We start from the raw sequence: 24,157 nt of genomic DNA, 5'->3' as shown, positions 1-24,157 counted from the left end.
CCCTCGGCCCGGCACCGCCCCTCGGCCCAGCGGAGCCCGCCGACACGGCGGACCCGAGCCGCTCGGCGCCCGGTGCCGGGGACTGGGCGGGGCCGGTCGGCTCGGTGGAGTCCGGGGGCACGGTCATCCCGTGTGGTCGGTCCGGTCGAGGCCGGCCCGCCGGGCGCGCCGCCACAGCATTACGGCGCCGGCGCCGAGCAGCGCACCGCCGGCCACCAGGCCGACACCGGCCGCGGGGTCGAACGGGGCCTCGGCCTCGATCGTCCGGTCGCCCACCGGGCCGCCGATCACCTGGGCCTCGGCCATCCACCCTGCCGGGATCTTCACCGGGACGGTGGGCCGGTCCAGGACGGGGGTGAAGCCGGCGGGCAGCGAGCAACTCACCCCGCCGAGCACGAGCCGGGTCACGACCTGGGTGGGCTCACCCTCCTTGTCGACGAGGACCTCCCCCTCGCTGTCCCGGAGGTGGCTGGTGATCCGGACCGCCCACCCGCCGACGCCGGTGACGTCGCCGTCGCGCCACTCCTCCTGGCGCAGTAGTTGGTCGAACGCGGTCACCCGGCGCACCACGACGTCGGAGGTGGTCTTGGCCGGGTCCGCCCCGTGCAGGGTCAGCGGCGCGCCGATGGGCAGGTCGGTGAGGGTCAGCTCCTCGCCGACGGCCGGCGGGTCGACCGGGGTGAGCTCACCGTCGCGCTGGCGCACCCACAGCGTGGCGGCCGAGGTCTCGGACTCCACCCGGTCCACGGCGGCGCACTCGACGGCGCTGCGTGCCTCCTGGATGGCGAACACCGTCGCCGCCACCCCGGGGAGCTTCTCGGTGTCGTCGCCACCGCCGTCCCCCTCGGTCGCGGGCCGGACCTGGAGCGCGTAGTTCGCCTCGGCGGTCGCGGTGGGGACCGTGTCGGGCCGCAGCGTGGCGACCACGTCGTGCTCGCGGCTGGGCACCTCGGCCGGGAACGGGCTCGTCGCGCCGGCGTCGGGGCCGAACCGGACCAGGTAGTCGCCCATCGTGGCTCGCTCGTCCGGCTCGCCCGGCGCGGGTGGCTTCTCCGACTTCTGGGGCACCATCACCCGCTCCCGCGACAGCGTCGAGCTGCCCGGCCGCAGCGGCGAGCGCTGAGTCTTGGTGACGAGGAACCCACCGCCCTGGCCGTCCTCGCCGATCTCGGCGGCGACGACGTTGGCGAACGCGACCGGGCCGGTCCGCTCGTCCACCGCGACGTCCGCGGGACCACCACCGGTCTGCGCCGCCGCGCCGGTGAACCATCCGGGTGCGGCCGCGAGCGCGAGTGCCGCCGCGCCGGCCGCCAGCTTCGTCCCGAAACGAGTCATGGCTCCTCAGCTTCGTCCTCGTCGCCGATCACCCGGATCACGGGCGACCGGGACTCCCTGGCCTGTGCGTCCCCACACTCCCCGGCTCGCGACGGGTCACACCGTAGCGTGAAGCCGGGCACCGTTCGGCGACAACCTGTCACCTTCTCCGTCACAACGCGGGCAATTCGCGAAGGATTCTCGGAAACCACCTGGATGGAGTAGCGTCGGGTTACCGGGCGTGTCGAGGCCACAACCACCCGGGATCGGACCGGCCGGCACCTCGTCGGGACCGGGGACCCGCCGGCGCGCCACTAGGATGGGTGGGGACGCCTCTCGGGACGGCCGAGGTGGGCACGACCAGATGCCGGAGACGCTGGAGTGACGAGATGCCGACGGTGAGCCCGGACGCGGCACCCCCGGGGCTGCCCGGGGACGCGGAGCAGCAGGTGCACTCGCCGGAGCGGCCCCCCACCGCGGCGACGCCCCCGCCTCCGGCCGCTACCCTGGCCGACGCTGGTGAGCTGCTGCGGGCGTTGGCCGCCCCGGTGCGGATCGCGATCGTGCTGCAGCTGCGCGACGGCCACCGGTGCGTGCACGAGCTCGTCGACGCGCTGGCCACCGCCCAGCCCCTGATCAGCCAGCACCTGCGGGTGCTCAAGGCGGCCGGCGTCGTCCACGGCGAGCGACGCGGCCGGGAAGTCGTGTACCGCCTCGTCGACGACCATCTGGCGCACATCGTGGCCGACGCGGTGACCCATGTTCAGGAAGGCGGAACCGTGCGGGAAGGCGACCGGTCGTGAGCGGCGGCCCCACCACCCGGCGCCGAGCTCCCGTGCCCGGCCGGCGGGCCACCCGGCAGCGCGCCGCCGTCGTGGAACTGCTCGACGAGGTGGACGACTTCCGCTCCGCCCAGGAGCTGCACGACGAGCTGCGCAAGCGGGGCGAGGGCATCGGGCTGACCACGGTGTACCGCACGCTGCAGTCGCTGTCCGAGGCCGGCGAGATCGACGTGCTGCGCACGGACAGCGGCGAGGCGATCTACCGGCGTTGCTCGTCCCACCACCACCATCACCTGGTGTGCCGCCGCTGCGGGTACACCGTCGAGATCGAGGGTCCCGCGGTGGAGCGGTGGGCGGACAAGATCGCCGCCGGCAACGGGTTCTCCGACATCAGCCACACCGTGGAGATCGTCGGCACGTGCGCCACCTGCCGGGCCGAGGAGAACTGACCAGCCCGCTCGGTGCTGGCTCAGTACTCGTAGGGGTCCTCGGGCACCGGCACCGGGCGCACGGTGGCCACGGTGAGGTCCGGGGTGTGGTCCCGCCGGTCGGCGCTGCCCGGCATTAGCTGCCCCGTCACCTCGACCCAGGTGTCCTGGGCGAGTCCGGTGACCCCGTCCCCCAGCAGCCGCACGGTCACCGGGAACGCGTCCGCCGCGCAGCAGCCGATCCGCATCCTGGCCAGCAGGACGTCGCCGTCGGCGCGCACCACGAAGCCGGACAGCGACACCGTGCGGCCGTGCAGGCTGCCGGTGTCGTCCCAGCCCGCCCTGGCGACGAACTCGGCCATCCCCAGCGGCACCACCGCACCCTCCGGCAGCGCGGGGAACGCCGCCGCAGCCCTGGGCGGTTCGCTCTGCGGGGCCCGCGCCTGGGTGCGGACGACCGAGTCGGCGCCCAGCGCCGGCGGCGCGACCAGGAACACCGCGAGCACCGGCACCATGAGCAGCCACGCCGAGCGGGCCGGGTGGTGGTGCCCGCCCTCGGCCGGATCCCGCGCGGCACGGGCGGCGAGCAGGTCGCGCACGATGGCGATCGCCCCCAGCGCCACCATCACCGCTCCCCCGCCGAGCATCCACGGCTGCTGGCTCGGCTTGACGTAGCGCAGGTAGTCGCCGTTGAGCGCGATCTTCAGCAGCGCGCCGCCGAGCAGGATCAGCAGCACGTTCTGGGTCTCCCGCCTCATCGCACACCGCCCAGCACGAGCACCCCGGCGAGCACCGCGCAACAGACCGCCACCACGAAGGTGACCGGGGCGAACCGGAACGCGAAGGACCGGCCGAACGTGCCGGCCTGCATGGCGACCAGCTTCACGTCGACGGCGGGGCCGACCACCAGGAACACCAGCCGGGGCAGCAGCGGCAGCGCGCTCAGCGACGCGACGACGAACGCGTCGGCCTCGCTGCACAGCGCCAGCACCACGGCGAGCACGGCCATCACCAGGACGCCGAGCACGATCTGCGAGCCGAGCACGCCGAACCACTCGGCCGGGACCAGGACGTTCATCGCGGCCGCGATCAGCGCGCCGAGCACCAGGAACCCGCCGGCGTCCACCAGGTCCGCGCGGGCGATCTCGGTGAACGTCCGCCACCGCGCGCCGGGCGCGACCTCCGGCAGGCGGCGCAACGCGCGCTCAGCGATCCACTCGAGCCGGCCCCACCGCGCCCACAACCAGCCCATGATCACGGCGGTGCCCAGCGAGCCGAGGAACCGGGCGAGCACCATGCCGGGCTCGCCGGGGAACGCCACCGCGGTGGCCACCAGCACCACCGGGTTCACCGCCGGCGCGGCGAGCAGGAAGGTCAGCGCCGCCGCCGGGGCCACGCCCTGACCGATCAGCCGGCGGGCCACCGGGACCGAGGCGCACTCGCAGCCGGGCAGGGCGACCCCGGCGAGCCCGGCGACGCCGACCGCGGCGCCCTGCCGACGGGGCAGCACCCTGCGCAGCGCCCGCGCCGGGACGAACGCCGCGATGGCGCCACTGAGCAGCACGCCGAGCACGAGGAACGGCAGGGCCTGCACGCACACCGCGACGAACACCGTGGCGCCGGTGCGCAGGGCCGGCACGTCGAGCACCGACCGCAGCCAGGACTGGCCGAGGATCGCGACCAGCAGGACCGCGCAGAGCACCTCGACCGAGCTGATCCTGCCGCGGCGCGGGCGCGCGGCCACCGGCCCGGTGGTCTCGGTGGGCTCGGTGGGCTCAGCGGGCACACTGTCGAAAACGGTTCCCATTGGCGGCAATGCTGCCAGACGCGGTCGACCGGCCGCGCCGGACCGCCACCCTGGACCGGCTCGCGCCGGTTCGGCGCCTTCCGGTTCACACCGTCGGCTCGTTCTTCCCGATCACGTCCTCGACGCCGATGTCGTCGAGGCTGGCGACCGCGGTGGCGAGCGAGTCCAGGACGTGACGTGGCTTGGTCTGGATCTCCGGGAAGCGTTCGAGCGCCTTGATCTCCACCTGGGACAGGGTGCGGGAGAGCACCACCTCCCCGTGGTCACCCTGGTACTTCACCAGGAGGATCGACCCGACCCGCAGGCAGGCCTGCGGGACGTCCTGCAGGGAGGCCACGAGGTTGGCGACCGCCTCGGCCGACTTCACGTCGACCTCCGCCTGCGCCTGCTCGACGGTGGCCAGCTGCAGCGCCCGCTCCACCATGATCCGGCGGGCCCGCATCTCGTCGGAACCGAGCCACTCCCCGAGCTTCGTCGTGGTTCGGCGCCACCACGAACCACGCAGGACGTGCTCCCGCTCCGGGCGCTCGTAGCCGAGCACCTCCACGAGGTCGTCCAGTGCGGTGAAGACCGAGCGGGCGACCAGCGGATCGTCGGTGTCCAGGTACGCCTCGACCACGAGCGTGTCCTCGGCGGCCGAGTCAGTGGCTTCGGGGAGCACGGGTGCCGGTTCATCGGCCAGCGGGTCGCCCCATGCATGCCGCTTCGGGCGGAACGGCACGAGGCCCTCACCGCCGGTGCGGAAGCCGACCCCCGGCCCAACCGGAGCGAACGGGCTGGCCGCGGCGTGGTGGTACAGGGCCGCCCGGTCGCCGAGGTAGGTGCCGACGCCGCCGGCCGCGGTCGCGAGGAGAACGAATCCCACGACCGCGAGCACACCCAGGCTCCAGTCGCGGGTTCTGCTGTCGGGGTCGGTCGTCGTGAGCACGGCCGCGGTGAGCGCGAGCAGTGCCGCCAGCCAGCCGAGCGCGCGCACCGGGCGGTGCCCGTAGCCGACCGTCCAGCGCCGCAGCCCACTCCACAGCCGTATCCCGACCCGGGGGACCGGGTGGGCGCGGGCCAGCGAGTCGTAGCGGGAGCGCTGCTTGGCCAGCAGCACCCTCGCGGCCTGCCGGTCGTTGCCGCTCGCGTGCAGCGTCGCGGCGAGCTGGTCGTAGGGCCCGGGCAGGTAGTCGCGGAGACCGGCGCGCAGCATCGCCAACCGCTGGTCGACCGCCTTGTCGTTTGACGGCGCGATCGGCGGGTCGAGCGTGCCGTAGCGGAAGCCACCAGGTCCAGCCCGCCGGTGGCCCGCCACAGCTCGGGGGAGTCGCGGAGCGTGCCGCAGCGCCCGCCCCGCAGCACGACCCTGCCCTCCGGTGGCCTCCTCGGGGCCAGCACGAACTCACCGGCGGTGGCGCTGGCGTCGAACGCGATCCCGCCCATGCCCATCCGCGAGCAGGCCAGCTCGCCGCCGGTGATGTCGATCCGACGCCCGACCGTGCCGCCCGCCAGAGTCACTCCACCCTCGGCGCGAAAGCCATCGGTGAGTCGGACGTCACCGGTGACCCGCGCCGCGCGGAGGTCCACGGACCAGGTTTTCGACCTGGCCAGCTCGGGATGCCGTGCCCTGGTACCGCGCAGGTCGATGCTGCCGCCGACGGTCACGTCGTCCAGGCGAAGAGTGCCGTCCATGGTGCAGTGCGCGAGCACGAGGTCGCCGGAAACACTGGCTCGGCTGACCAACAGGGCCTCGCGTCCGTCGCCATGGACCGTCGCGTTCAGGCACACGTCGCCGTGCACGGTCGCGCCGACGAGCCGTACCTGCCCCTGGATCCGCCCGGTGCCCTCGAGGTCGCCGGCGATCTCAACGCCGTCCAGGAGCACGGCCGGGCCGGGGAATGGCTCGTACCCATGGCGCCGCATCTCGATGCGGGCCCGCGCGAGCCGGAGCGAACCTGCTATGTGGGCGTTGGGCATCCGGATCGCCCCCGTGGCCTCGAGCTGCCCACTCAGCTCGACGTTGCCACCGGCACGTAGCCGGTCCGCGACCAGCGCCGCCCGACCACCGGCACTCATCGCGTGGGCGCGCTCGTCGGTCAGGGCGCCGGTGAGCCGGGCGTCGCGGAACACGACGTCGCCGGCCACCGCGAGGTTGGGCAGGTACAGCACCCCCTCGGCGCTGAACCGGCGAGACTCGTCCTGGTCCCTCTCGCCCAGCAGGTTGCCACCGACCCGCAGGCCCTCCCCACTGAGCGCGACGCCCGCCGGGTTGTCCAGGGTGGCCCCGGAGAGGATGACGTCGCCACCGGTGCGCAGGCCGTGGACCCGCACCTCGCCGCTCACCCGGAGCCGGCGGGCTGACAGCTCACCGGTGACGACCAGCCGGTCGGCCAGCAGCGCACTGCCGCCCGGATGCCGGAGCGCGCTCCTGGTGAGCACCAGCGAGCCGCCGATGGCGGCATCGGTGAGGTCGACCGCACCGGCGGGCGGCTCGTGCTCGGCGACCACTCCCCGACGCACCGTGGCCGCGCCGTCCTCGGACACCTCGTCGGCCACGACGGCGCTGCGGACGAGGCACACGTCGCCGCGGCTGTGGAGGTGGCGGGCCGCCAGTCCCGGCAGCCAGCAGTGGCGGAACTCCAGGCCGAGCAGGCGCGCCTCACGCAGATCCAGGGGCCGTTCGAACCGGCAGCGCTCGAACCGGAGCCGATACGGCAGGTCGGCGCCCCACAGGTCGAGCCAGCCGGTGACGTGGGCGTCCTCGAGCAGCAAGGTCGGCGCGGCCGGGCTCGGTCCCCGACGCCACGCGGCGTCGACCGGCTCGGCCAGCAGGCGCAGCAGGTCGGCCGCGTCGACCTCGCGCTGGTCCGGCGCCGGCTCGAACGGATCGAACCGCTCAACCGGAGCCGGCTCGGCGTCGTCGCCCACGTTGTCGACCCGACGAAACTCCGGCATTCGACACCCTCCCGACACACCGACCCGCGGCGGACAAGCGTAGTCGTCGAGCGCTCACCCACCGCCACGTTCGGCGGTGTCCGCCCGGGAACGACCCGAGCGCGGACCTCCCGGGCAGCGCGGGGCGTGCTCAGCCGGTGGTGGGCTCGCCGGGGCCGAGCAGGTCGGCCCGCACCTGCGATGCGGTGGAGACCACCAGCATCAGCAGCGTGCCCAGCGGTGCGGAGTCCATGCCCCCCGCGGGGAACGCGTAGCGCAGGGTCAGGTCCAGCCCGCGCTCGGTGTGCACCACGCCCAGCGTGCCGAACAGACCCTGGCCGGCCCGCTCGGCGACGGCCGCGGCCAACGCGGTGTCGTCCGGCAGGTCCCACGCCACCACGCAGGTCAGGCTGAGCACGGTGAGCCCCTCGGCGAGCCGAGTCGCCTGCACCACGCACGGCACGTCGGCGTGCGAGAAGGTCAGCGCGCCGTCGTCGTCGACGTGCACCTCGAGGAACCGCTCGAGCGACTGCCGGGCGAGGGTGAGCAGCGCGGCGGTGTCGGCGGCCTCGGTGGTCATGAGCTCGCTCCGGCGGCGGGGGTGGCGAGAGTGGCCGACTCGGCCGCGCGGTCCAGCGCCGCGCCGAACCGCCGGTCCCGCCGGGCGTACTCCAGGCAGGCGTCCCACAGCCGCCGGCGGTCGAAGTCGGGGAACAGCGTGTCCTGGAAGACGAACTCGGCGTAGGCCGACTGCCAGAGCAGGAAGTTCGACGTGCGCAGCTCGCCGGAGGGCCGCAGGAAGAGGTCCACGTCGGGCATCTCCGGCTGGTACAGGTACCTCACGATCGTGCGCTCGTCGACCTTCGCCGGGTTGATCTTCCCCTCGGCGGCGAGGGTGGCGATCCGCCGCACCGCGTCGGCGAGCTCGGCCCGCCCGCCGTAGTTGACGCACATCGTCATGTTCAACCTGGTGTTGTGCCTGGTCTTCTCCTCGGCGGCCTGCAGCTCCTTGATGACGCTGCGCCACAGCCGGGGCCGGCGCCCCGCCCAGCGGATTCGCACCCCGATCGAGCCGAGGTAGTCGACCTGTCGGCGGATGGTGTCGCGGTTGAACCCCATCAGGAAACGCACCTCGTCGGGGCTGCGCTTCCAGTTCTCCGTGGAGAAGGCGTACACCGACAACCACTCGATGCCCAGCTCGACGGCCCCGCTGGCGACGTCGATCATCACCGCCTCGCCGCGCTTGTGCCCCTCGATCCGCGGCAGGCCACGCTGGTTGGCCCAGCGGCCGTTGCCGTCCATCACCAGCGCGACGTGGCGGGGCAGCAACTCCCGGGGGATCTCCGGCGGCCGGGCGCCGGAGGGGTGCGGGTCAGGTGCCCGTAGCCGCGCCATCGATGCCGCCGGCGCCGCCTCCCGTTCCTTGCGCCGCACCCGACACCTCCCTGTCCGACTCCGTACTCGGCCCGCCGCGGAAATCCGTCCCGGCCGACCCGTCAGACCCTAACCTGCCCGGGTCGGCCGCCTCCCGGCGCCGTTCCACCAGCGGCAACGACCGCAGCTGCCGTTCCAGGTGCCACTGCAGGTGCGCGGCGACCAGCCCGCTGGCGTCCCGCCGGGTGCCGGGCGCGCTCCGCTCGGCCGCGGCCCAGTCGCCGTGCAGCAGCGCCTCGAGCAGCACGAGCACCTCGGGCGCGGGGTGGACGCAGCCGGCCATCCGGCAGCGGGCGCACAGCGAGCCGCCGGCGGGGACGCTGAACGCCCGGTGCGGGCCGGGCAGCCCGCACCGGGCGCACTCGGTGATGGCCGGGGCCCACCCGGCGAAGGCCATGGCCCGCAGGAAGAACGCGTCCAGCACCAGCGAGGCGTCCCGGTCGGTGGTGGCCAGCGCCCGCAGCGCGCCGGTGACCAGCAGGTACAACCGCAGCGCCGGCTCGCCCTCCTCGGCGGTGAGCCGGTCGGCGGTCTCGGTGATCGCACTGGCCGCGGTGTAGCGCTGGTAGTCGGCGACCAGCGGGAGCGCGAACGCGTCGACCGTCTCCACCTGGGTGATCACGTCCAGCGTGCGCCCGGTGTAGAGCTGCACGTCGACGTGCCCGAACGGCTCCAGCCGCGCGCCGAACCGGGAGCTCGTCCTGCGCACGCCCTTGGCGACGGCGCGCACCTTGCCGTGCCGGCGGGTGAGCAGGGTGATGATCCGGTCGGCCTCACCGAGCTTGTGCACCCGCAGCACCACCCCGGTGTCGCGGTAGAGACTCACCCTTCCATGGTCGCATCCGCATCCGTCAGCGGGCGCGGATCACCATGGTCTTCGCCGCCATGTCGTGCCAGCCCTGCTGGGCCGGCGAGCGGTCGAACACCGGTGACAGGTACACCAGCAGGCCGCCGAGGCCGCAGCTGACCCAGCTCGCCCCGAACGGCACCAGGAACCGCAGGAAGCTCGTCCCGACGCCGGGCAACGCGCCGTCGGCGGTGCGGACCACGCGGATGCCGAGCGCGCGCTTGCCCACGGTGGCGCCGCCGCGGGCCACCATCGCGATCTCGTAGGCGGGCGGGATCAGCGGCGCGACGCAGTACACCAGCACGATCAGGGTGAGCAGCGCCCACAGCGGCGGGTCGTCGCGGTCGAAGGCACCCCGGGCCGCGAGCAGGCCGACGACCCCGCCGACCAGCGCGCCGAGCACGACCAGCAGGAGCAGCCCGTCGAGCAACCGCGCGGCGAACCGGCGACCCATCCCGGCCCGGCGCACCGGTCCAAGCCCGGCCAGCGCGAGGTCGCCCTCGGGGCCGCAGGGGAAGCCACCGCCCGCGGCGATCGGCGGCGGATACCCCGGGTACGGGTGTCCGGGATACGGCGAGCCGGGCGGGACGTGCCCCTGGGCGGCCTGGGCGGTCCATCCCGGCGAGTACGGCGGAGCGGGGTGACCCGTGCCGGGCTGTGCCGCTGGGTACGGTCCGCCCGCTGCGTACGGTCCGGCCAGTGGGGGCGGGTCGGCCGGTGGGAACGGATCGGCCGGTGCCGGCTGGGCGGCCGACGGACCCGCCGCCGATGGGGGCGGCTGAAGGTGGGACGGCGCGGCATCGGGCGACAGCGGGAACGATCCCGACTGAGACGGTGCGGGGTCGGCCGCGGCCCAGCCGGCTCCGCCGGCCATCGTGGGGTCGGGGCCCGGCCGCTCGGGGTGCGGTGGGGAGGTCATCGGCGGCACCGGCTCACCGGGAGGCTGGATCGTCGGGAAGCTGCGTCACCGGGAAGCCGGCGCCCGCCGGCCGGGCTCACCACTGCTGCGGGGGGTGCCCGTCCTGCGGCGGCTGGCCGTGCTGGCCGAACCCGCCGGGCTGCCCGTACTGCTGACCCTGCGGCGGGAAGCCCGGTGCCTGGCCCTGCTGCGGGTAGCCGCCTTGCGGGTAGCCGCCTTGCGGGTAACCGCCCTGCGAGGGGAAGCCGCCCTGCTGCGGGTGACCGCCGTAGGGCTGCCCCGGGGCGCCGAACCCGGGCTGGCCGTTCGGCGCGGCCGGTGCCGGCACGACCAGCGTGCCGATCACCTTGTCGGCGAAGGTCTGCCGCTTCTCGTCCCACAGCGGCCAGAGGAAGCCGATGTAGCAGGGCAGGCCGTCGAGGAAGTGGGCGAGGTCGCGGACGAAGGCGTTGCCCGCGCCGATCGGTTGCCCGGTGTGCTCGCCGACCAGGGTGATGCCGAGCATCCGCCGGCCCAGCGACTGCCCGGTGTTTCCGCCCTGCATCCACCGGTTGTAGATCAGCCAGCCCAGCCCGACGAGCCAGCCGAGCATGGCGATGATGACGCCGGCGGTGGGCGAGCCGAGCGCGACCAGGATCCCGATCAGCGGGAGGATGGCCGCCGGCAGCCCGTCGACGAGGTACGCGCCCGCCCGCTGGCCCCAGCTGGCCAGGTTCTGCGGCCCGCCGGGATAACCCCCGTAGGGCTGGCCGGGATACCCGCCCGACTGGCCGTACGGCTGCTGGCCCGCGGGGAAGCCCCCGGGGGGCGCCCCGTAACCGGGTTGCGCGGCCGGGAAGCCGCCGGAGCCCGGCTGCTGGGCCGGGAAGGCCCCCGAGCCTGGCTGCTGGCCGTACGGTTGCTGGCCGTAGGGCTGCTGCCCGGGAAAGCCGCCGCCCGGCTGGCCCTGCCCGGCCGGCTGCTGGCCGTAGGGACTGGTCATGCTCTCCCCCTGAGGTCACGATGATGCGTGTGCGCTGCGGCAGCGTACCGTCCGGCCCCGGCGTGGCGGCCCTGCCCCACGGGCGTCAGACCTTCAACGCGGCGAACGGCGCGAACGGCAGGTTCCGCAGCACGAACCAGCCGACGAACACGATCCCGATGACGGCCGGCGCCCAGCGCCACTGCTGCCACGTGCGCACCGGGCGGCCCCGCAGCCGCACCACGGTCCACGCGGCCATGCTCCAGGCGAGCAGCGGCAGCGCGGCCACGGCCACGGCGTTGAAGTGCAGCGCGGCGCCGACGTCGGCGTGCAGCAGGCTGTAGAGCATCCGCAGCGTGCCGCAGCCGGGGCAGGTGAGCCCGAACAGTGCCTTGGTCGGGCACACCGGCAGTGGTCCGCCGGGCGTGGTGGGGTCGGCCCAGAGCAGCACGCCGGCGCAGACCGCCCCGCCGGCGACGACCGCGAGCGGCGGCCCGAGCGCGCGGAGCATGTTCCGCGGCCCACGTACCGGCGCGCTCGGGAGCTCGCCGGTGATCACGGCGTGACCTCGTCCCACGACAGTCCCACGGCCAGCAGCATGACCGCGATGAGAATCACGTACAACACGAGCACGATCCCCGTCGCGGCGGCCGACCAGATCGCCCACGTCCTGGCGTCGTCGGCGGCCTTGTGCGCCTCGGCCGCGAAGCCCTGCGCCCACAACGTGTTGACCTGGCTGGCCTTGACGATCGAGACGATCCCGAACGGAAGGCAGCAGAAGATCGTGGTGAGAATGCCCCACACCAGGTTGTTATCCGGCGGCGGGCCGTACACCGGCTGCCCGTACGGGCCCTGCGCCGGATACTGCGCCGGATACTGCGCCGGATACTGCGCCGGATACGGACCCGGGTACTGCGCCGGATACTGACCCGGCTGGCCGTACTGGGCCGGGTACCCGTACTGCCCCGGCTGGCCGTACTGCCGCGCGTCGGGCTCCTGGCCCTCCGGTTGCCCCGGGTACGGGTTCGTCACCTGGTCCTCCCCTGCTCGTCCCTGGCCCGCTGGCCAGCGCCCCAGGCGGTGGGGCTAGTACCCGGTGGTGCCGTCGAACACGCTGAGTGTGACGACACCCGCGGCCGCCAGGATCCACCACAGCGCGCCACCATGACCATGACCACATCGAGATCGTGATCGCCCGCCGGTCGGTCGGTCACCGCCGTCCCCGGCGGGTCAGAAGCCCAGCCTGCGCAGCTGCTTGGGATCGCGCTGCCAGTCCTTGGCGACCTTGACGTGCAGGTCGAGGTAGACCTTGCTGCCCAGCAGGGCCTCGATGTGCCGGCGGGCGCGCGTGCCGACCTCCTTCAGCCGTTCCCCCCGGTGCCCGAGCACGATCCCCTTCTGGCTGGGCCGCTCCACGTGGACGACGGCGTAGATGTCCACCAGGTCGGCGCGGCCCTCGCGGGGCAGCATCTCCTCGATCGTCACCGCGATGGAGTGCGGCAACTCGTCGCGGACGCCCTCCAGCGCGGCCTCCCGGACCAGCTCGGCGATCAGGGTCTGCTCGGGCTCGTCGGTGAGGTCGCCCTCGGGGTAGAGCGGCGGCCCCTCCGGCAGCTTGCCCACGAGGACGTCGGCGAGGGTGCCCACCTGGTAGCCGTCCACCGCGGAGACCGGGACGAGCTCGGCGAAGTCCAGCACCTTCTCCAGGGCCAGCAGTTGCTCGGCCACCCGCTCCGGCGGCACGAGGTCGGTCTTGGTGACGACGCCGACCACCGGGGTGCGGCGGGCGACCTTGGTCAGCTCGCCGGCGATGAACCGGTCACCGGGCCCGATCCGCTCGTCGGCCGGAACGCAGAGTCCCACCACGTCCACTTCGGACCAGGTGGCCCGGACGACGTCGTTGAGCCGCTGGCCGAGCAGGGTGCGCGGGCGGTGCAATCCGGGAGTGTCGACGATCACCAGCTGCGCGTCGGGGCGGTGCACGATGCCCCGGATGGCGTGCCGGGTGGTCTGCGGCTTGCTGGAGGTGATCGCGACCTTCGTGCCGACCAGCGCGTTGGTCAGCGTCGACTTGCCCGCGTTGGGGCGGCCGACGAAGCAGGCGAACCCGGACCGGTGCTCTGGCGGAGTGCTCATCACCGACCATTGTCGACCATGGCCCCCCGCGGGCGCCGGGCGCGTCCGGGCCGGTGCGGTCAGCCGTCCGTGCCGTCGAGCCGGAGCACCTCCTGGACGGCGCCGGAGGGGTCGGCGCGGACGATGCTGGCCCTGGGGGCGACGTCGCGGAGAGCGTGCACCGACGCCTGGTCGAACAGCGGCCGCTCGCTGACCACGACGGCGGCCTCGAGGCCCTCGGCGCCGCTGGACACGGCCGCGGCGACGGCGGCCTGCAGCGCGGTGAGCGCGAAGGACGGCAGCCGGACGGTGCTCGCGGCGTACGTGCGCCCGTCGGTGTCCCGCACGGCGGCGCCCTCCTCGGCCTGGGTGCGCGCCCTGGCGGAGCGGGCCAGCACCACCAACTTCTCGTCCTCGGCCGCCAGCTCGGCCCCGTGCTCAGGCATGTTCGACGCTCCTGTCCCGCTCGTCACCGTCGTCCGGCTTGCTCACCCGAAGCCGCCGCCCGGCGATGCGCTCGTCCTCGGCGTGCACCACCACCGTCGTGATCCGCATCCGGCCGCGCCGGTCCTTGCCGCCCTCGGCGTGCAGCCGCAGGCCGGCGACCTCGGCCTCGGCGCCGGGCAACGGAACCCTACCGAGCCGCTGGGCGAGCAAACCGCCCACGGTCTCCACGTCGTGGTCGTCCAGCTCCAGTCCGAACAGCTCGGCCAGGTCGTCGACCCCCAGCCGGGCGGACACCCGCACGGTCCGCTCGTCGAGGTGCTCGACGGGGGGCCGCTCGGCGGTGTCGGACTCGTCGGTGATCTCGCCGACGATCTCCTCGAGGATGTCCTCGATGGTGAGCAGGCCGGCGGTGCCGCCGTACTCGTCGACGGCGATCGCCATGTGGTTGCGGGTGACCTGCATCTCCCGGAGCAGCTCGTCGAGCCGTTTCGAGTCGGGGACGAAGCTGGCGGCGGTCATCAGCTCCTCCACGGGCCGCGCGATGCCGTCCTCGGCCAGCGCGGCTCGCACCAGGTCCTTGAGGTTGACCACGCCGACGATGTCGTCGACCGACTCGCGGATCACCGGCAGCCGGGTGAACCCGGTGCGCAGGGACAGCGCGAGCGCCTGCCGCACGGTCTTGGTGTGTTCGATCCAGACGATCTCGGTGCGCGGGACCATGACCTCGCGGGCCACCGTGTCGCCGAGCTCGAACACCGAGTGGATCATCTCCCGCTCCTCGGTGCCCACGACGCCGCGCTCCTCGGCGAGGTCGACCAGCTCGCGCAGCTCGACCTCCGAGGTGAACGGACCCTCGCGAAAGCCCTTGCCCGGGGTGATGGCGTTGCCGAGCACGATGAGCAGCCGGCTGAGCAGCCCCAGCACCGAGCCGAGGACGCGCACCGGCCCGGCCACGACGAGGCCGACTCGGTAGGGGTGCTGGCGACCGATGGTGCGCGGGCCGACCCCGACGAGCACGTAGCTGACCAGGACCATCACCGCCGCGGCGGCGGCCACGGCCAGCCCGTCGGGGTCGATCGAGCGCAGGAACGCCACGGTGACCAGCACGGTGGCGGTGAGCTCGCAGCCCATGCGCAGCAGCAGGAGCAGGTTGATGTGCCGGCGGCGCTCGTCGACGACGAGGGCGAGCTGGCGGGCGCCGACCCGCCCGAGCCGGATGAGCCCTTCGGCCATCGCCCTGGACACGGTGCTGATCGCGGCGTCGGCGGCGGCGAACACGCCACCGAGCAGCACCAGCACCGCGGCGACGACGAGGAGCGGGACGGAGTCGATCACGGCTGCCGGCCGGTCACTCGGTCGACTCGACGGGCCCCCCGTCGAGGCCCACCGTGCCGAGCAGGCGGTCGTCGGCGTCGCGCTGGGCGTCGCGCCGGCGGGCGGCCGCCGTCGCGGCCTGGTACTCGCCGAGGATCCGCTTCTGCAGCGCGAACATCTCGCGTTCCTCGGCGGGCTCGGCGTGGTCGTAGCCGAGCAGGTGCAGCACGCCGTGCACGGTCAGCAGGTGCAGCTCGGCCAGCAGCGAGTGGCCAGCGGTGTGAGCCTGGTCCTTGGCGAAGGCGGGGCACAGCACGATGTCGCCGAGCAGCGCCGGGGACGCCTCGGCGGCGTCCGGTCGACGGGTGGACTCCAGCTCGTCCATCGGGAAGGCCATCACGTCGGTGGGGCCGGGCAGGTCCATCCACCGTTCGTGCAGGTGTTCCATGACGTCGAGGGTGACCAGCAGGACGGACAGCTCGGCGAGCGGGCTGACCTCCATCCGGTCGAGGGCGAAGCGGGCGACGGAGACGATGGACTCCTCGTCGACCCGGACGCCGGACTCGTTGGCGATCTCGATGCTCACGGTGCTTACCGGCGGCCCTTCCAGCCGTTCTTCGCGTCCTGGTTGGCCTGCCACTTCTCGTAGGCGTCGACGATGTCGCCGACCAGCCGGTGCCGCACGACGTCCTGGCTGGTGAGGGTGGCGAAGTGCAGGTCGTCGACGCCGTCGAGGATGTCCCGGACGACCCGCAGGCCGCTGCGCTGCCCGTTGGGCAGGTCGACCTGGGTGATGTCGCCGGTGACGACGATCTTGGAGCCGAAGCCGAGCCGGGTGAGGAACATCTTCATCTGCTCGGGCGTGGTGTTCTGCGCCTCGTCGAGGATGATGAACGCGTCGTTCAGCGTGCGGCCGCGCATGTAGGCCAGCGGCGCGATCTCGATGGTGCCGGCCTGCATGAGCCGCGGGATGGACTCGGGGTCGACCATGTCGTGCAGCGCGTCGTAGAGCGGCCGCAGGTAGGGGTCGATCTTCTCGTACAGGGTGCCGGGCAGGTAGCCGAGCCGCTCGCCGGCCTCGACGGCGGGCCGGGTGAGCAGGATCCGGGTGACCTGCTTGGCCTGCAACGCCTGCACGGCCTTGGCCATGGCCAGGTAGGTCTTGCCGGTGCCCGCGGGGCCGACGCCGAACACGACGGTGTGCTTGTCGATGGCCTCGACGTAGCGCTTCTGGTTCAGCGTCTTGGGCCGGATGGTGCGGCCGCGGCGGGACAGGATGTCCATGCTGAGCACGTCCGACGGCGACTCGGCGCCGCCGGCGGAGAGCATGCCGACGGTGCGCCGGACCGTGTCGGGCCCCACCTGCTGGCCGCGGCCGACCAGGGTGACCAGCTCGGTGAACACCCGTTCGGCGAAGGCGACGGCCGTGGCGGAGCCGGTGAGCGTGACCTCGTTGCCCCGCACGTGCACGTCAGCCTCGAGGAGGTCCTCGGCGATGCGGAGGTTCTCGTCACGCGACCCCAGCAGGATGAGCGCCGCGGCGTCAGGGATGGGGAACTTGGACTGTGCCGATTCGGCGGCCGCCCCGGTGTCGGGTGTCCGCGCTGTCTCCTGGTCGGCGGTCTCCTCGGTGCGGGAGACGTCTCCGTTCAGCGGGGAGCGGGCGGCGCCATCCTGTGCGGTACCGGCCACGTGCGTTCGGGCCTGCTTTCTGCGGGTTCGCTGCTCGTCGGTTTCGTCTGGTCTCCCTCGATGCTAGCGGCACCGCCGGGGCCCGCGCAGTCGGTTACCCCGGCGCGGGCGGGCTCAGGAGCGGTAGCGGCCGAAGAAGCCCAGCTGCTCGCCACCGAGGACGTGGGCGTGGACGTGGAACACGGTCTGCCCGGCGTCGGCGTCGGTGTTGAACACGACGCGGTAGCCGCTGCCGGCGATGCCCTCGAGCTCGGCGACCTTGTGCGCGGTGGCGATGACGTCGGCGAGCAGCCCCGGGTCGGCGGCGGCGAGCTCGGCGACGTTGCGGTAGCGCGTCTTCGGCACGACCAGCACGTGCGTCCTGGCCTGCGGCTTGATGTCCCGGAACGCCAGTGTCGTTTCGGTCTCGTACACGACGTCAGCCGGAACCTCCCGAGCAATGATCCGCAAGAACAACTCGTCCGCATCACTCATGACCCAGACCTTAACGCCACCCCACCGCCCACCATCGAGACCACCTTCCCCGAGCTAAGCCGCACGCAGAGAGGGACCAGGCAACGAAAGCAGGTGCCCCCCACCACAACGAGACCCGAACTACCCGAAGTGACCACACATCGAGATCCCTGACGGTGACGAACCTCGCCAAGGCCACCCCGGCACGGGGGCCCGGGCCGGTGACGAACCTCGGCAAGGCGACCACATGTGGGGGGTCCGGGGGGCGGAGCCCCTCCGGGTGGGGTGTGGGGGGCTTCGCCCCCACAAAACACGCCCTCACCGCCCCCGGGAAGCCGGCCACCAGGCCGGCGAACAGGGGGCGGGAAAGGTGAGGGCGCCGCGGGGCGATGGAACCTGGGGGTCGCTCCATCGCCACCGCGGCTCCGCCGGACCGAGGGGGGAGGTGTCCGGCGGGGACATCGACGCCCCAGGAGAAGTGGACCCCCCGGGCGCCCGAAACCTTTGTGGCGCTACGTGTCGAGCCTAGTGGCCCGCCGGTCGTCGCGCCAGGATCCGCTCCGAAAAGGCGCGAAAAAGTTCGCTGTTTCGAAGATCGGTGATAGTCGGCGGCGGTCAGGCCCAGCGTGGCGTCAGCACGCCGAGCGCGCCGAGTGCGACGGCGGCGGCGGTGGAGGTGCGCAGCACGGTGGGGCCGAGGCGGGTGGGGACGGCGCCGGCGGCGGTGAGGGTGGCGAGCTCGTCGGGGGTGACGCCGCCTTCGGGGCCGACGACGAGCAGCAGCTCGCCGGTGTCGGGGAGGTCGAGGTCGGCCAGCGGGCGGGGTGCGGCGGCGTCGAGGACGAGGGCGCGGGTGGCGGCGCGGACCCGGTCGGCGAGGTCGCGGGTGTCCACGGGGTCGCCGACCTCGGGGACCCAGGCCCGGCGGGCCTGCTTGGCCGCGGCCATGGCCGTGGCCCGCCAGCGGGCGAGCGCCTTGGCTCCGCGCGGGCCTTCGTCCCAGCGGGCCACGCTGCGGGCGGCGCGCCAGGGCAGCACGGCGTCGGCGCCGGCCTCGGTGGCCAGCTCGACGGCGAGCTCGCCGCGGTCGCCCTTGGCGAGCGCCTGCGCGACGGTGACCCGCAGGGCGGGCGGGGGCACTCGCTCGCGCCGGTGGATCCGCAGCTGGAGTTCGGGGTGCCGGCCGGGACGGACGGACTCGACGGTGCAGTGGGCGAGCCCGCCGGCGCCGTCGGTGAGTACGAGCGGCTCGCCGGCGCGCAGCCGCCGGACGGTGGCGGCGTGCCGGGCCTCGTCGCCGTCGAGCAGGCCGGTCGGGCCGCCGGGCAGGGTGGGCACCAGGAACACCGGTGGCGTACTGTCGCCGGCCTGGGTCACGCCCCCTCCCCACCGGCGCTGGCCCGCGGGGCTTCCCGGGACGTCGTGAACAGCGACTCGCGCGCGGGATTCCCAGCGGCCGGGGGGTGCCCGGTCACCGGCTCTTGGCGCGCAGCTTGGCGAACAGCCCGCCGTGCTTGCTGCCATTGCCGGCCAGCGTGGGTGCCTCCTCGCCGCGCCGCTGCGCCAGCTCGCGCAGCAGCTCCTCCTGCGCCTCGTCGAGCTTGGTGGGGACCACGACGTCGATGTGGACGTGCAGGTCGCCGCGGCCGTCGACGCGGCCGGAGGAGCGCAGCCGGGGCATGCCCTTGCCGGGCAGCACGAGCTCGGTGCCCGGCTGGGTACCCGGCTCGATGTCGATCTCGACCTCGCCGTCGACCAGCGTCTCCAGCGGGATGGTGGCGCCGAGCGCGGCCGTGGTCATCGGGATCCGGAAGTTGCAGTGCAGGTCGTGGCCCTGCCGGACGAACACCTCGTGCGGCACCTCGTCGACCTCGACGTAGAGGTCGCCGGCGGGCCCGCCGCCGGGGCCGACCTCGCCCTGCCCGGACAGCCGGATCCGCATGCCGTCGCCGACGCCGGGCGGGATCTTGGCGACCACCTGCCGGCGGGCGCGCACCCGGCCGTCGCCGCCGCACTGCCGGCAGGGGTCGGTGATCACCTCGCCGTAGCCGCGGCAGACCGGGCAGGGTCGGGAGGTGACCACCTGGCCGAGGAACGACCGCTGCACGGACTGGATCTCGCCCTGCCCGCCGCAGGTGTCGCAGGTGGTGACGGACGCGCCGGGGGCGGTGCCGGCGCCGTGGCAGCCGTCGCAGACCACGGCGGTGTCGACGGTGATCTCCTTGTCGACGCCGGTGGCGCACTCCTCGAGGGTCAGCTCGAGCCGGATGAGCGCGTCGGAGCCGGGCTGCACGCGGCTGCGCGGGCCGCGGCCGCGGGCACCGCCGGTGGCCGCGCCGAAGAAGGCGTCCATGATGTCGCCGAGCCCGCCGAACCCGGCGAACGGGTCGCGCATGCCGGCGCCGGCGCCGTTGTCCAGTGGGTCGCCGCCGAGGTCGACGATCTTGCGCTTCTGCGGGTCGGACAGCACCTCGTAGGCGGTGGTGACCTCGGCGAAGCGCTGCTGCGCGTCCTCGGCCGGGTTCACGTCCGGGTGCAGCTCGCGCGCGAGCTTGCGGTACGCGCGCTTGATCTCCTGCTCGGACGCGTTCTTGGGCACCCCCAGGATGCCGTAGTAGTCCCTCGCCACCGTCTTGACGTCCTCCTAGAAAAGGCCGGCCGCCCGCCGGCTACCTGCCGGACAGGATCTGGCCCACGTAGTTGGCCACCGCGCGTACCGCCGCGATCGTGCCGGGGTAGTCCATCCGGGTCGGCCCGACCACCCCCATGCCGCCGAGCAGCAGGTCGTCCATGCCGTAACCGATCGACACGACCGAGGTACTGCGCATCTGCTCGTCCTCATTCTCCTCACCGATCCGCACCGAGACCGCACCGGGGTTGCGGACGGCGGCGAGCAGCTTCAGCACCACGACCTGCTCCTCGAGCGCCTCCAGCACCTGGCGGAGCGAGCCGGGGAAGTCGGCGACGTTACGGGTGAGGTTGGCGGTGCCGCCGAGCACCAGCCGCTCCTCGGGGTGCTCGACCAGCGACTCGACCAGCACCGTGCAGACCCGGGTGAGCACGTCGTGCAGCTCGGCCGGACCCTGCTCGGGCAGCTCGGACACCTTCGCCGCGGCGTCGGTCAACCGGTGGCCGGCGAGCGCGCCGTTGAGCAGGTCGCGCAGTCGGGACACGTTCTCCTCGGCGAGCACGTCGCCGAGGTCGACGGTGCGCTGGTCGACCCGGCCAGTGTCGGTGATGAGCACGAGCATCAGCCGCGCGGGGGTGAGCGCGACCACCTCGAGGTGGCGCACCGTCGACCTGGTGAGCATCGGGTACTGCACCACGGCAACCTGCCGGGTGAGCTGGGCGAGCAGCCGCACCGAGCGGCGGAGCACGTCGTCGAGGTCGATGGCGCCTTCGAGGAAGTGGTGGATGGCCCGCCGTTCGGCGGCACTGAGCGGCTTGATCTCGGAGAGCCGGTCGACGAACAACCGGTAGCCCTTGTCGGTGGGGATCCGGCCGGCGCTGGTGTGCGGCTGGGTGATGTAGCCCTCCTCCTCCAGCGCGGCCATGTCGTTGCGCACGGTCGCGCTGGAGACCCCGAGGTTGTGCCGGTCGACCAGCGCCTTCGACCCGACCGGCTCCTGGTTGGAGACGTAGTCGGCGACGATGGCACGCAGGACCTCGAACCGTCGCTCGTCGGCGTTGGCCATCGGCACCTCCAGTCCACCGCTCGTCGATACCCGCGCGTAGCTGACAACGAGTTTACGTACTGGTTGGTGCCCGCGGGGCCACGCCGGTGGCCGGGCGTTGCCCGCTGGTTCAGCCGGTGCCGGGGAAGGCGAGGTCGGGGCGCGCCGAACCCGGCCGGGCCGCCCGCTCGGCCGGCCAGCGCGCGGTGACCACCTTGGTGCGGGTGAAGAAGTGGAAGCCCTCGGGGCCGTAGGCATGGCTGTCGCCGAACAGCGAGTCCTTCCAGCCGCCGAACGAGTAGTAGGCCACCGGCACCGGGATGGGCACGTTCACCCCGACCATGCCCACCTCGACCTCGTGCTGGAACCGGCGCGCCGCGCCGCCGTCGCCGGTGAACACCGCCGTGCCGTTGCCGTAGGGGTTGGCATTGACCAGCTCCAGCGCGGCGTCGAGGCTCGGCCGGCGGACCACGGACAGCACCGGGCCGAAGATCTCGTCGGTGTAGATCGACATGTCCGGCTCGACCCGGTCGAAGAGGGTGGGGCCGAGCCAGAACCCGCCGGCGGCCCCGTCGACGGTGACGTCCCTGCCGTCCACCACCAGCCGGGCGCCCGCGGCGACGCCGGCGACGACGTAGGACTCGACGCGCTCCCGATGCGCCGCGGTGACCAGCGGACCCATCTCGGAGTCGGGGCTGCGGCCGTCACCGACCCGCAGCCCGGCGATCCGGTCGGCGATCCTGGCGACCAGCTCGTCGCCGACCGGGTCCACGGCGACCACCACGGACACGGCCATGCACCGCTCCCCGGCCGAGCCGAAGCCGGCGGATACCGCGGCGTCGGCGGCCTGGTCGAGATCGGCGTCGGGCAACACCACCATGTGGTTCTTCGCCCCGCCGAGCGCCTGCACCCGCTTGCCGTGCCGGGTGCCGGTCTCGTAGACGTACCGGGCCACCGGGGTGGACCCGACGAACGAGATGGCCTTCACGTCCCGGTGGGCCAGCAGCCCGTCGACCGCGTCCCGGTCGCCGTGCAGCACGTTCAGCACGCCGTCGGGCAGGCCGGCGGCGGCGAACAGCTCGGCGACGAGGATGGCGGCCGAAGGGTCCTTCTCGCTGGGCTTGAGCACGACGGTGTTGCCGCAGGCGATGGCGTTGGGCACGAACCACAGCGGCACCATCGCCGGGAAGTTGAACGGTGAGATCACCCCGACCACGCCCAGCGGCTGGGCGATCGAGTAGACGTCCACCCCGGTGGAGGCGTTCTCGCTGAACCCGCCCTTGAGCAGTTGGCCCGCGCCGCAGGCGTACTCGACGTTCTCCAGCGCGCGTCGCACCTCGCCGGCGGCGTCCGCCGCGACCTTGCCGTGCTCGGCGGTCACCAGCGCGGCCAGCTCGTCCTTGCGGGCGTCGAGCAACTGGCGGAAGGCGAACAGAATCCGGGTACGGGCCGACAGCGCGGTGTCCCGCCAGGCTGGGAACGCCCTGGCGGCGGCGGCCACCGCCTCGTCGACCTCCGCGGGGCCGGCGAGGTCCACGTGGGCCCGCACCCGCCCGGTCGCCGGGTCGAACACCTCTCCGGAGCGGGTGGCCACGCCGGCCCACGGCTTGCCGTCGATCCAGTGGCTGACGCGGCGGGTCATGCCGGCGCCACCTCCTCCTGTGCGGCGCCGACGGCGGCGGCGAGGACGTCCAGCGCCTCGTCGGCCTCCTCGGCGGTGAGGGTCATCGGTGGCGCGAGCCGGATCACGTTGCCGTGCAGCCCGCCCTTGCCGACCAGCAGGCCACGGGCCTTGGTCTCCTCCAGCACCACGCCGGCCGCGGCCGGGCTGGGCTCTCCCGGTCCCGGCTCCCTGGTGCCGGGCCGGACCAGCTCCACGCCGATCATCAGTCCCTTGCCGCGCACGTCACCGACGACGTCGTGGTCGGCGGCGATGTCCCGCAGCCCCCCGACCAGCCGGTCGCCCAGCTTGGCCGCGTTGCCCTGCAGGTCGTGCTCCAGCAGGTAGTCGAGGGTGGCCCTGGCCGCGGCGGTGGCGACCGGGTTGCCGCCGAAGGTGGAGATCGAGTTGGCGGTGAGGCAGTCCATGACCTCGCTCCGGGCGACCACCCCGCCGATGGCCATGCCGTTGCCGAGGCCCTTGGCGAAGGTCATCACGTCGGGGACGACGCCGTGCGCGGAGATGCCCCAGAAGTGCTCGCCGGTGCGGCCCCACCCGGTCTGCACCTCGTCGGAGATCAGCAGGATGCCGTGCTCGTCGAGCACCTCCTCGAACGCCCCGAACAGGCCGTCCGGCGGCATCGCGAACCCGCCGACGCCCTGGATCGGCTCGACGATCATCGCGGCGACGTCGCCGGCCGTGGTGGTGGCGAGCACGTCGCGCAGGTCGGCGACGCAGGCGGCGACGTAGTCGGCGTCGGAGAGGTGACGGAACGGGCTGCGGTAGCGGTAGCCGCCGTGGACGTGGCTGACCCGCACCGGGGACAGCGAGCTGGCCGCCCAGCCGCGGTTGCCGGTGATGGCCACCGTGCCGAAGGCCCTGCCGTGGTAGGAGTTGCGCAGCGCCAGAACCTGGTTGCTGCGCCGGTACTGGGTGGCCAGCATCAGCGCGGTCTCGTTGGCCTCGGTGCCGGAGTTGGTGAAGAACACCTTGGCGTCCGGGATGCCGGACAGCTCGGCGATCCGTTCGGCGAGCTCCACCTGGCCGCGGATCAGGTACAGCGTGGAGGTGTGCAGCACGCCGGTGTCCACCTGGGCGCGGACGGCGTCGCTGATCTCGGCGACGCCGTAGCCGATCGCGTTGGTCAGGATGCCGGCGAAGAAGTCGAGGTAGGTGCGGCCGGAGGCGTCGGTGACGTGCCGGCCCCCGGCGCGGACGATCTCGATGGGCTCGTCGTAGTACAGCGCCAGCCAGTCGGGCAGCACCGCCCGATGGCGGGCCAGCAGCTCCGCTTCGGTCATGCCTGCGAGTGTCGGCGCCGCCGGAGGGCCGCCACCACCGACAACATGTACCGAGTACCGGTGGGAGCCGTACAGTCTGCTTTCCGGTGCGGG

Annotated in this window: 25 protein-coding genes; 3 read left to right on the top strand and 22 right to left on the bottom strand. The window is 73.6% G+C overall.

Annotated elements, in window-relative coordinates:
- Window positions 1-123: 123 nt before the first annotated feature.
- A complete protein-coding gene (locus tag BM051_RS29040) occupies window positions 124-1,335 on the bottom strand; it encodes a hypothetical protein (RefSeq protein WP_092530574.1) in 1,212 nt (403 codons plus the stop codon).
- 368 nt (window positions 1,336-1,703) lie between these two features.
- Between BM051_RS29040 and BM051_RS14005 the strand changes: the two genes are divergently transcribed.
- On the top strand, window positions 1,704-2,117 hold the full coding sequence (locus BM051_RS14005) for an ArsR/SmtB family transcription factor (RefSeq protein WP_092530573.1): 414 nt from the start codon (window positions 1,704-1,706) through the stop codon (window positions 2,115-2,117).
- Window positions 2,114-2,545, top strand: coding sequence for a Fur family transcriptional regulator (locus BM051_RS14000; RefSeq protein WP_092530572.1), 432 nt, complete (start codon window positions 2,114-2,116; stop codon window positions 2,543-2,545). Before BM051_RS14005 ends, BM051_RS14000 begins: the two co-directional genes overlap by 4 nt.
- 20 nt (window positions 2,546-2,565) lie before the next feature.
- Here the strand turns inward: BM051_RS14000 and BM051_RS13995 are convergent, their stop codons facing one another.
- The 3 genes from BM051_RS13995 to BM051_RS13985 all read right to left on the bottom strand — a co-directional run bounded on the left by BM051_RS13995 (window position 2,566) and on the right by BM051_RS13985 (window position 5,628).
- Complete coding sequence (locus BM051_RS13995) at window positions 2,566-3,282, bottom strand: TIGR03943 family putative permease subunit (RefSeq protein WP_092530571.1); 717 nt, start codon at window positions 3,280-3,282, stop codon at window positions 2,566-2,568.
- On the bottom strand, window positions 3,279-4,331 hold the full coding sequence (locus BM051_RS13990; protein WP_092530570.1) for a permease: 1,053 nt from the start codon (window positions 4,329-4,331) through the stop codon (window positions 3,279-3,281). The genes BM051_RS13995 and BM051_RS13990 overlap by 4 nt, the downstream gene beginning before the upstream one ends.
- Window positions 4,332-4,416: 85 nt before the next feature.
- Window positions 4,417-5,628: a hypothetical protein gene (locus tag BM051_RS13985; RefSeq protein ID WP_092530569.1), complete on the bottom strand. Its 1,212-nt coding sequence runs from the start codon at window positions 5,626-5,628 to the stop codon at window positions 4,417-4,419.
- A gap of 383 nt (window positions 5,629-6,011) precedes the next feature.
- Between BM051_RS13985 and BM051_RS13980 the strand changes: the two genes are divergently transcribed.
- Window positions 6,012-6,350, top strand: a complete 339-nt coding sequence (locus BM051_RS13980) for a hypothetical protein (protein WP_092530568.1) — start codon at window positions 6,012-6,014, stop codon at window positions 6,348-6,350.
- A 1,048-nt stretch (window positions 6,351-7,398) separates the two neighbouring features.
- Here the strand turns inward: BM051_RS13980 and BM051_RS13970 are convergent.
- The 18 genes from BM051_RS13970 to BM051_RS13885 form a co-directional block, all read right to left on the bottom strand.
- On the bottom strand, window positions 7,399-7,827 hold the full coding sequence (locus tag BM051_RS13970; RefSeq protein ID WP_092530566.1) for a hypothetical protein: 429 nt from the start codon (window positions 7,825-7,827) through the stop codon (window positions 7,399-7,401).
- Window positions 7,824-8,681, bottom strand: coding sequence for an isoprenyl transferase (locus BM051_RS13965; RefSeq protein WP_092530565.1), 858 nt, complete (start codon window positions 8,679-8,681; stop codon window positions 7,824-7,826). The genes BM051_RS13970 and BM051_RS13965 overlap by 4 nt, the downstream gene beginning before the upstream one ends.
- Window positions 8,620-9,507: a DNA repair protein RecO gene (recO, locus tag BM051_RS13960; protein ID WP_092530564.1), complete on the bottom strand. Its 888-nt coding sequence runs from the start codon at window positions 9,505-9,507 to the stop codon at window positions 8,620-8,622. The genes BM051_RS13965 and recO overlap by 62 nt, the downstream gene beginning before the upstream one ends.
- Window positions 9,508-9,532: 25 nt before the next feature.
- Window positions 9,533-10,447 carry an RDD family protein gene (locus BM051_RS28480; protein WP_134046223.1) on the bottom strand — a complete coding sequence of 305 codons (915 nt, stop codon included), beginning with the start codon at window positions 10,445-10,447 and terminating at the stop codon, window positions 9,533-9,535.
- A gap of 76 nt (window positions 10,448-10,523) precedes the next feature.
- Window positions 10,524-11,429: an RDD family protein gene (locus tag BM051_RS30345; RefSeq protein WP_092530562.1), complete on the bottom strand. Its 906-nt coding sequence runs from the start codon at window positions 11,427-11,429 to the stop codon at window positions 10,524-10,526.
- Between the two features lie 85 nt (window positions 11,430-11,514).
- The gene (locus tag BM051_RS13945) at window positions 11,515-11,967 is read right to left on the bottom strand and encodes a DUF2752 domain-containing protein (protein ID WP_424923291.1); all 453 of its coding nucleotides are present in this window, start codon (window positions 11,965-11,967) and stop codon (window positions 11,515-11,517) included.
- Entirely contained in the window at window positions 11,964-12,440 is a 477-nt protein-coding gene (locus tag BM051_RS30650) for a CD225/dispanin family protein (protein ID WP_092530561.1), read from the bottom strand. Before BM051_RS30650 ends, BM051_RS13945 begins: the two co-directional genes overlap by 4 nt.
- Window positions 12,441-12,638: 198 nt before the next feature.
- Window positions 12,639-13,544, bottom strand: coding sequence for a GTPase Era (era, locus tag BM051_RS13935; RefSeq protein WP_092530560.1), 906 nt, complete (start codon window positions 13,542-13,544; stop codon window positions 12,639-12,641).
- A gap of 59 nt (window positions 13,545-13,603) precedes the next feature.
- Window positions 13,604-13,969, bottom strand: coding sequence for a cytidine deaminase (locus BM051_RS13930; RefSeq protein WP_092530559.1), 366 nt, complete (start codon window positions 13,967-13,969; stop codon window positions 13,604-13,606).
- Window positions 13,962-15,305, bottom strand: a complete 1,344-nt coding sequence (locus BM051_RS13925; protein ID WP_092530558.1) for a hemolysin family protein — start codon at window positions 15,303-15,305, stop codon at window positions 13,962-13,964. Before BM051_RS13925 ends, BM051_RS13930 begins: the two co-directional genes overlap by 8 nt.
- A 13-nt stretch (window positions 15,306-15,318) precedes the next feature.
- On the bottom strand, window positions 15,319-15,870 hold the full coding sequence (gene ybeY, locus BM051_RS13920; RefSeq protein WP_092530557.1) for an rRNA maturation RNase YbeY: 552 nt from the start codon (window positions 15,868-15,870) through the stop codon (window positions 15,319-15,321).
- A 5-nt stretch (window positions 15,871-15,875) separates the two neighbouring features.
- On the bottom strand, window positions 15,876-16,976 hold the full coding sequence (locus BM051_RS13915; RefSeq protein WP_092530556.1) for a PhoH family protein: 1,101 nt from the start codon (window positions 16,974-16,976) through the stop codon (window positions 15,876-15,878).
- A gap of 114 nt (window positions 16,977-17,090) precedes the next feature.
- On the bottom strand, window positions 17,091-17,450 hold the full coding sequence (locus BM051_RS13910; RefSeq protein WP_092530555.1) for a histidine triad nucleotide-binding protein: 360 nt from the start codon (window positions 17,448-17,450) through the stop codon (window positions 17,091-17,093).
- 594 nt (window positions 17,451-18,044) lie between these two features.
- Window positions 18,045-18,806, bottom strand: a complete 762-nt coding sequence (locus BM051_RS13905; RefSeq protein WP_243859619.1) for a 16S rRNA (uracil(1498)-N(3))-methyltransferase — start codon at window positions 18,804-18,806, stop codon at window positions 18,045-18,047.
- A 94-nt stretch (window positions 18,807-18,900) separates the two neighbouring features.
- Window positions 18,901-20,058, bottom strand: a complete 1,158-nt coding sequence (dnaJ, locus tag BM051_RS13900; protein ID WP_092530553.1) for a molecular chaperone DnaJ — start codon at window positions 20,056-20,058, stop codon at window positions 18,901-18,903.
- 40 nt (window positions 20,059-20,098) lie between these two features.
- Window positions 20,099-21,124 (bottom strand): heat-inducible transcriptional repressor HrcA, encoded by a 1,026-nt coding sequence (hrcA, locus tag BM051_RS13895; RefSeq protein WP_092530552.1) that lies wholly within the window; start codon window positions 21,122-21,124, stop codon window positions 20,099-20,101.
- Window positions 21,125-21,233: 109 nt separating this feature from the next.
- The gene (locus tag BM051_RS13890) at window positions 21,234-22,745 is read right to left on the bottom strand and encodes a CoA-acylating methylmalonate-semialdehyde dehydrogenase (protein WP_092530551.1); all 1,512 of its coding nucleotides are present in this window, start codon (window positions 22,743-22,745) and stop codon (window positions 21,234-21,236) included.
- A complete protein-coding gene (locus BM051_RS13885; RefSeq protein ID WP_092530550.1) occupies window positions 22,742-24,064 on the bottom strand; it encodes an aspartate aminotransferase family protein in 1,323 nt (440 codons plus the stop codon). Before BM051_RS13885 ends, BM051_RS13890 begins: the two co-directional genes overlap by 4 nt.
- Window positions 24,065-24,157: the final 93 nt, after the last annotated feature.

This window comes from Amycolatopsis arida, from assembly GCF_900115565.1.
Lineage (GTDB): Bacteria > Actinomycetota > Actinomycetes > Mycobacteriales > Pseudonocardiaceae > Yuhushiella > Yuhushiella arida.
The sequence above is the reverse complement of the archived record's forward strand: the minus strand, read 5'-3'. Positions and strand labels throughout refer to the sequence as shown.

Excerpts from the sequence above, each read along its gene's own strand:
- BM051_RS29040 (WP_092530574.1), bottom strand. The coding sequence starts at position 1,335 with ATGACTCGTTTCGGGACGAAGCTGGCGGCCGGCGCGGCGGCACTCGCG.
- BM051_RS14005 (WP_092530573.1), top strand. The coding sequence starts at position 1,704 with ATGCCGACGGTGAGCCCGGACGCGGCACCCCCGGGGCTGCCCGGGGAC.
- BM051_RS13995 (WP_092530571.1), bottom strand. The coding sequence starts at position 3,282 with ATGAGGCGGGAGACCCAGAACGTGCTGCTGATCCTGCTCGGCGGCGCG.
- BM051_RS13990 (WP_092530570.1), bottom strand. The coding sequence starts at position 4,331 with ATGGGAACCGTTTTCGACAGTGTGCCCGCTGAGCCCACCGAGCCCACC.
- BM051_RS13970 (WP_092530566.1), bottom strand. The coding sequence starts at position 7,827 with ATGACCACCGAGGCCGCCGACACCGCCGCGCTGCTCACCCTCGCCCGG.
- BM051_RS28480 (WP_134046223.1), bottom strand. The coding sequence starts at position 10,447 with ATGACCTCCCCACCGCACCCCGAGCGGCCGGGCCCCGACCCCACGATG.
- BM051_RS30345 (WP_092530562.1), bottom strand. The coding sequence starts at position 11,429 with ATGACCAGTCCCTACGGCCAGCAGCCGGCCGGGCAGGGCCAGCCGGGC.
- era (WP_092530560.1), bottom strand. The coding sequence starts at position 13,544 with ATGAGCACTCCGCCAGAGCACCGGTCCGGGTTCGCCTGCTTCGTCGGC.
- BM051_RS13930 (WP_092530559.1), bottom strand. The coding sequence starts at position 13,969 with ATGCCTGAGCACGGGGCCGAGCTGGCGGCCGAGGACGAGAAGTTGGTG.
- BM051_RS13910 (WP_092530555.1), bottom strand. The coding sequence starts at position 17,450 with ATGAGTGATGCGGACGAGTTGTTCTTGCGGATCATTGCTCGGGAGGTT.
- hrcA (WP_092530552.1), bottom strand. The coding sequence starts at position 21,124 with ATGGCCAACGCCGACGAGCGACGGTTCGAGGTCCTGCGTGCCATCGTC.
- BM051_RS13890 (WP_092530551.1), bottom strand. The coding sequence starts at position 22,745 with ATGACCCGCCGCGTCAGCCACTGGATCGACGGCAAGCCGTGGGCCGGC.
- BM051_RS13885 (WP_092530550.1), bottom strand. The coding sequence starts at position 24,064 with ATGACCGAAGCGGAGCTGCTGGCCCGCCATCGGGCGGTGCTGCCCGAC.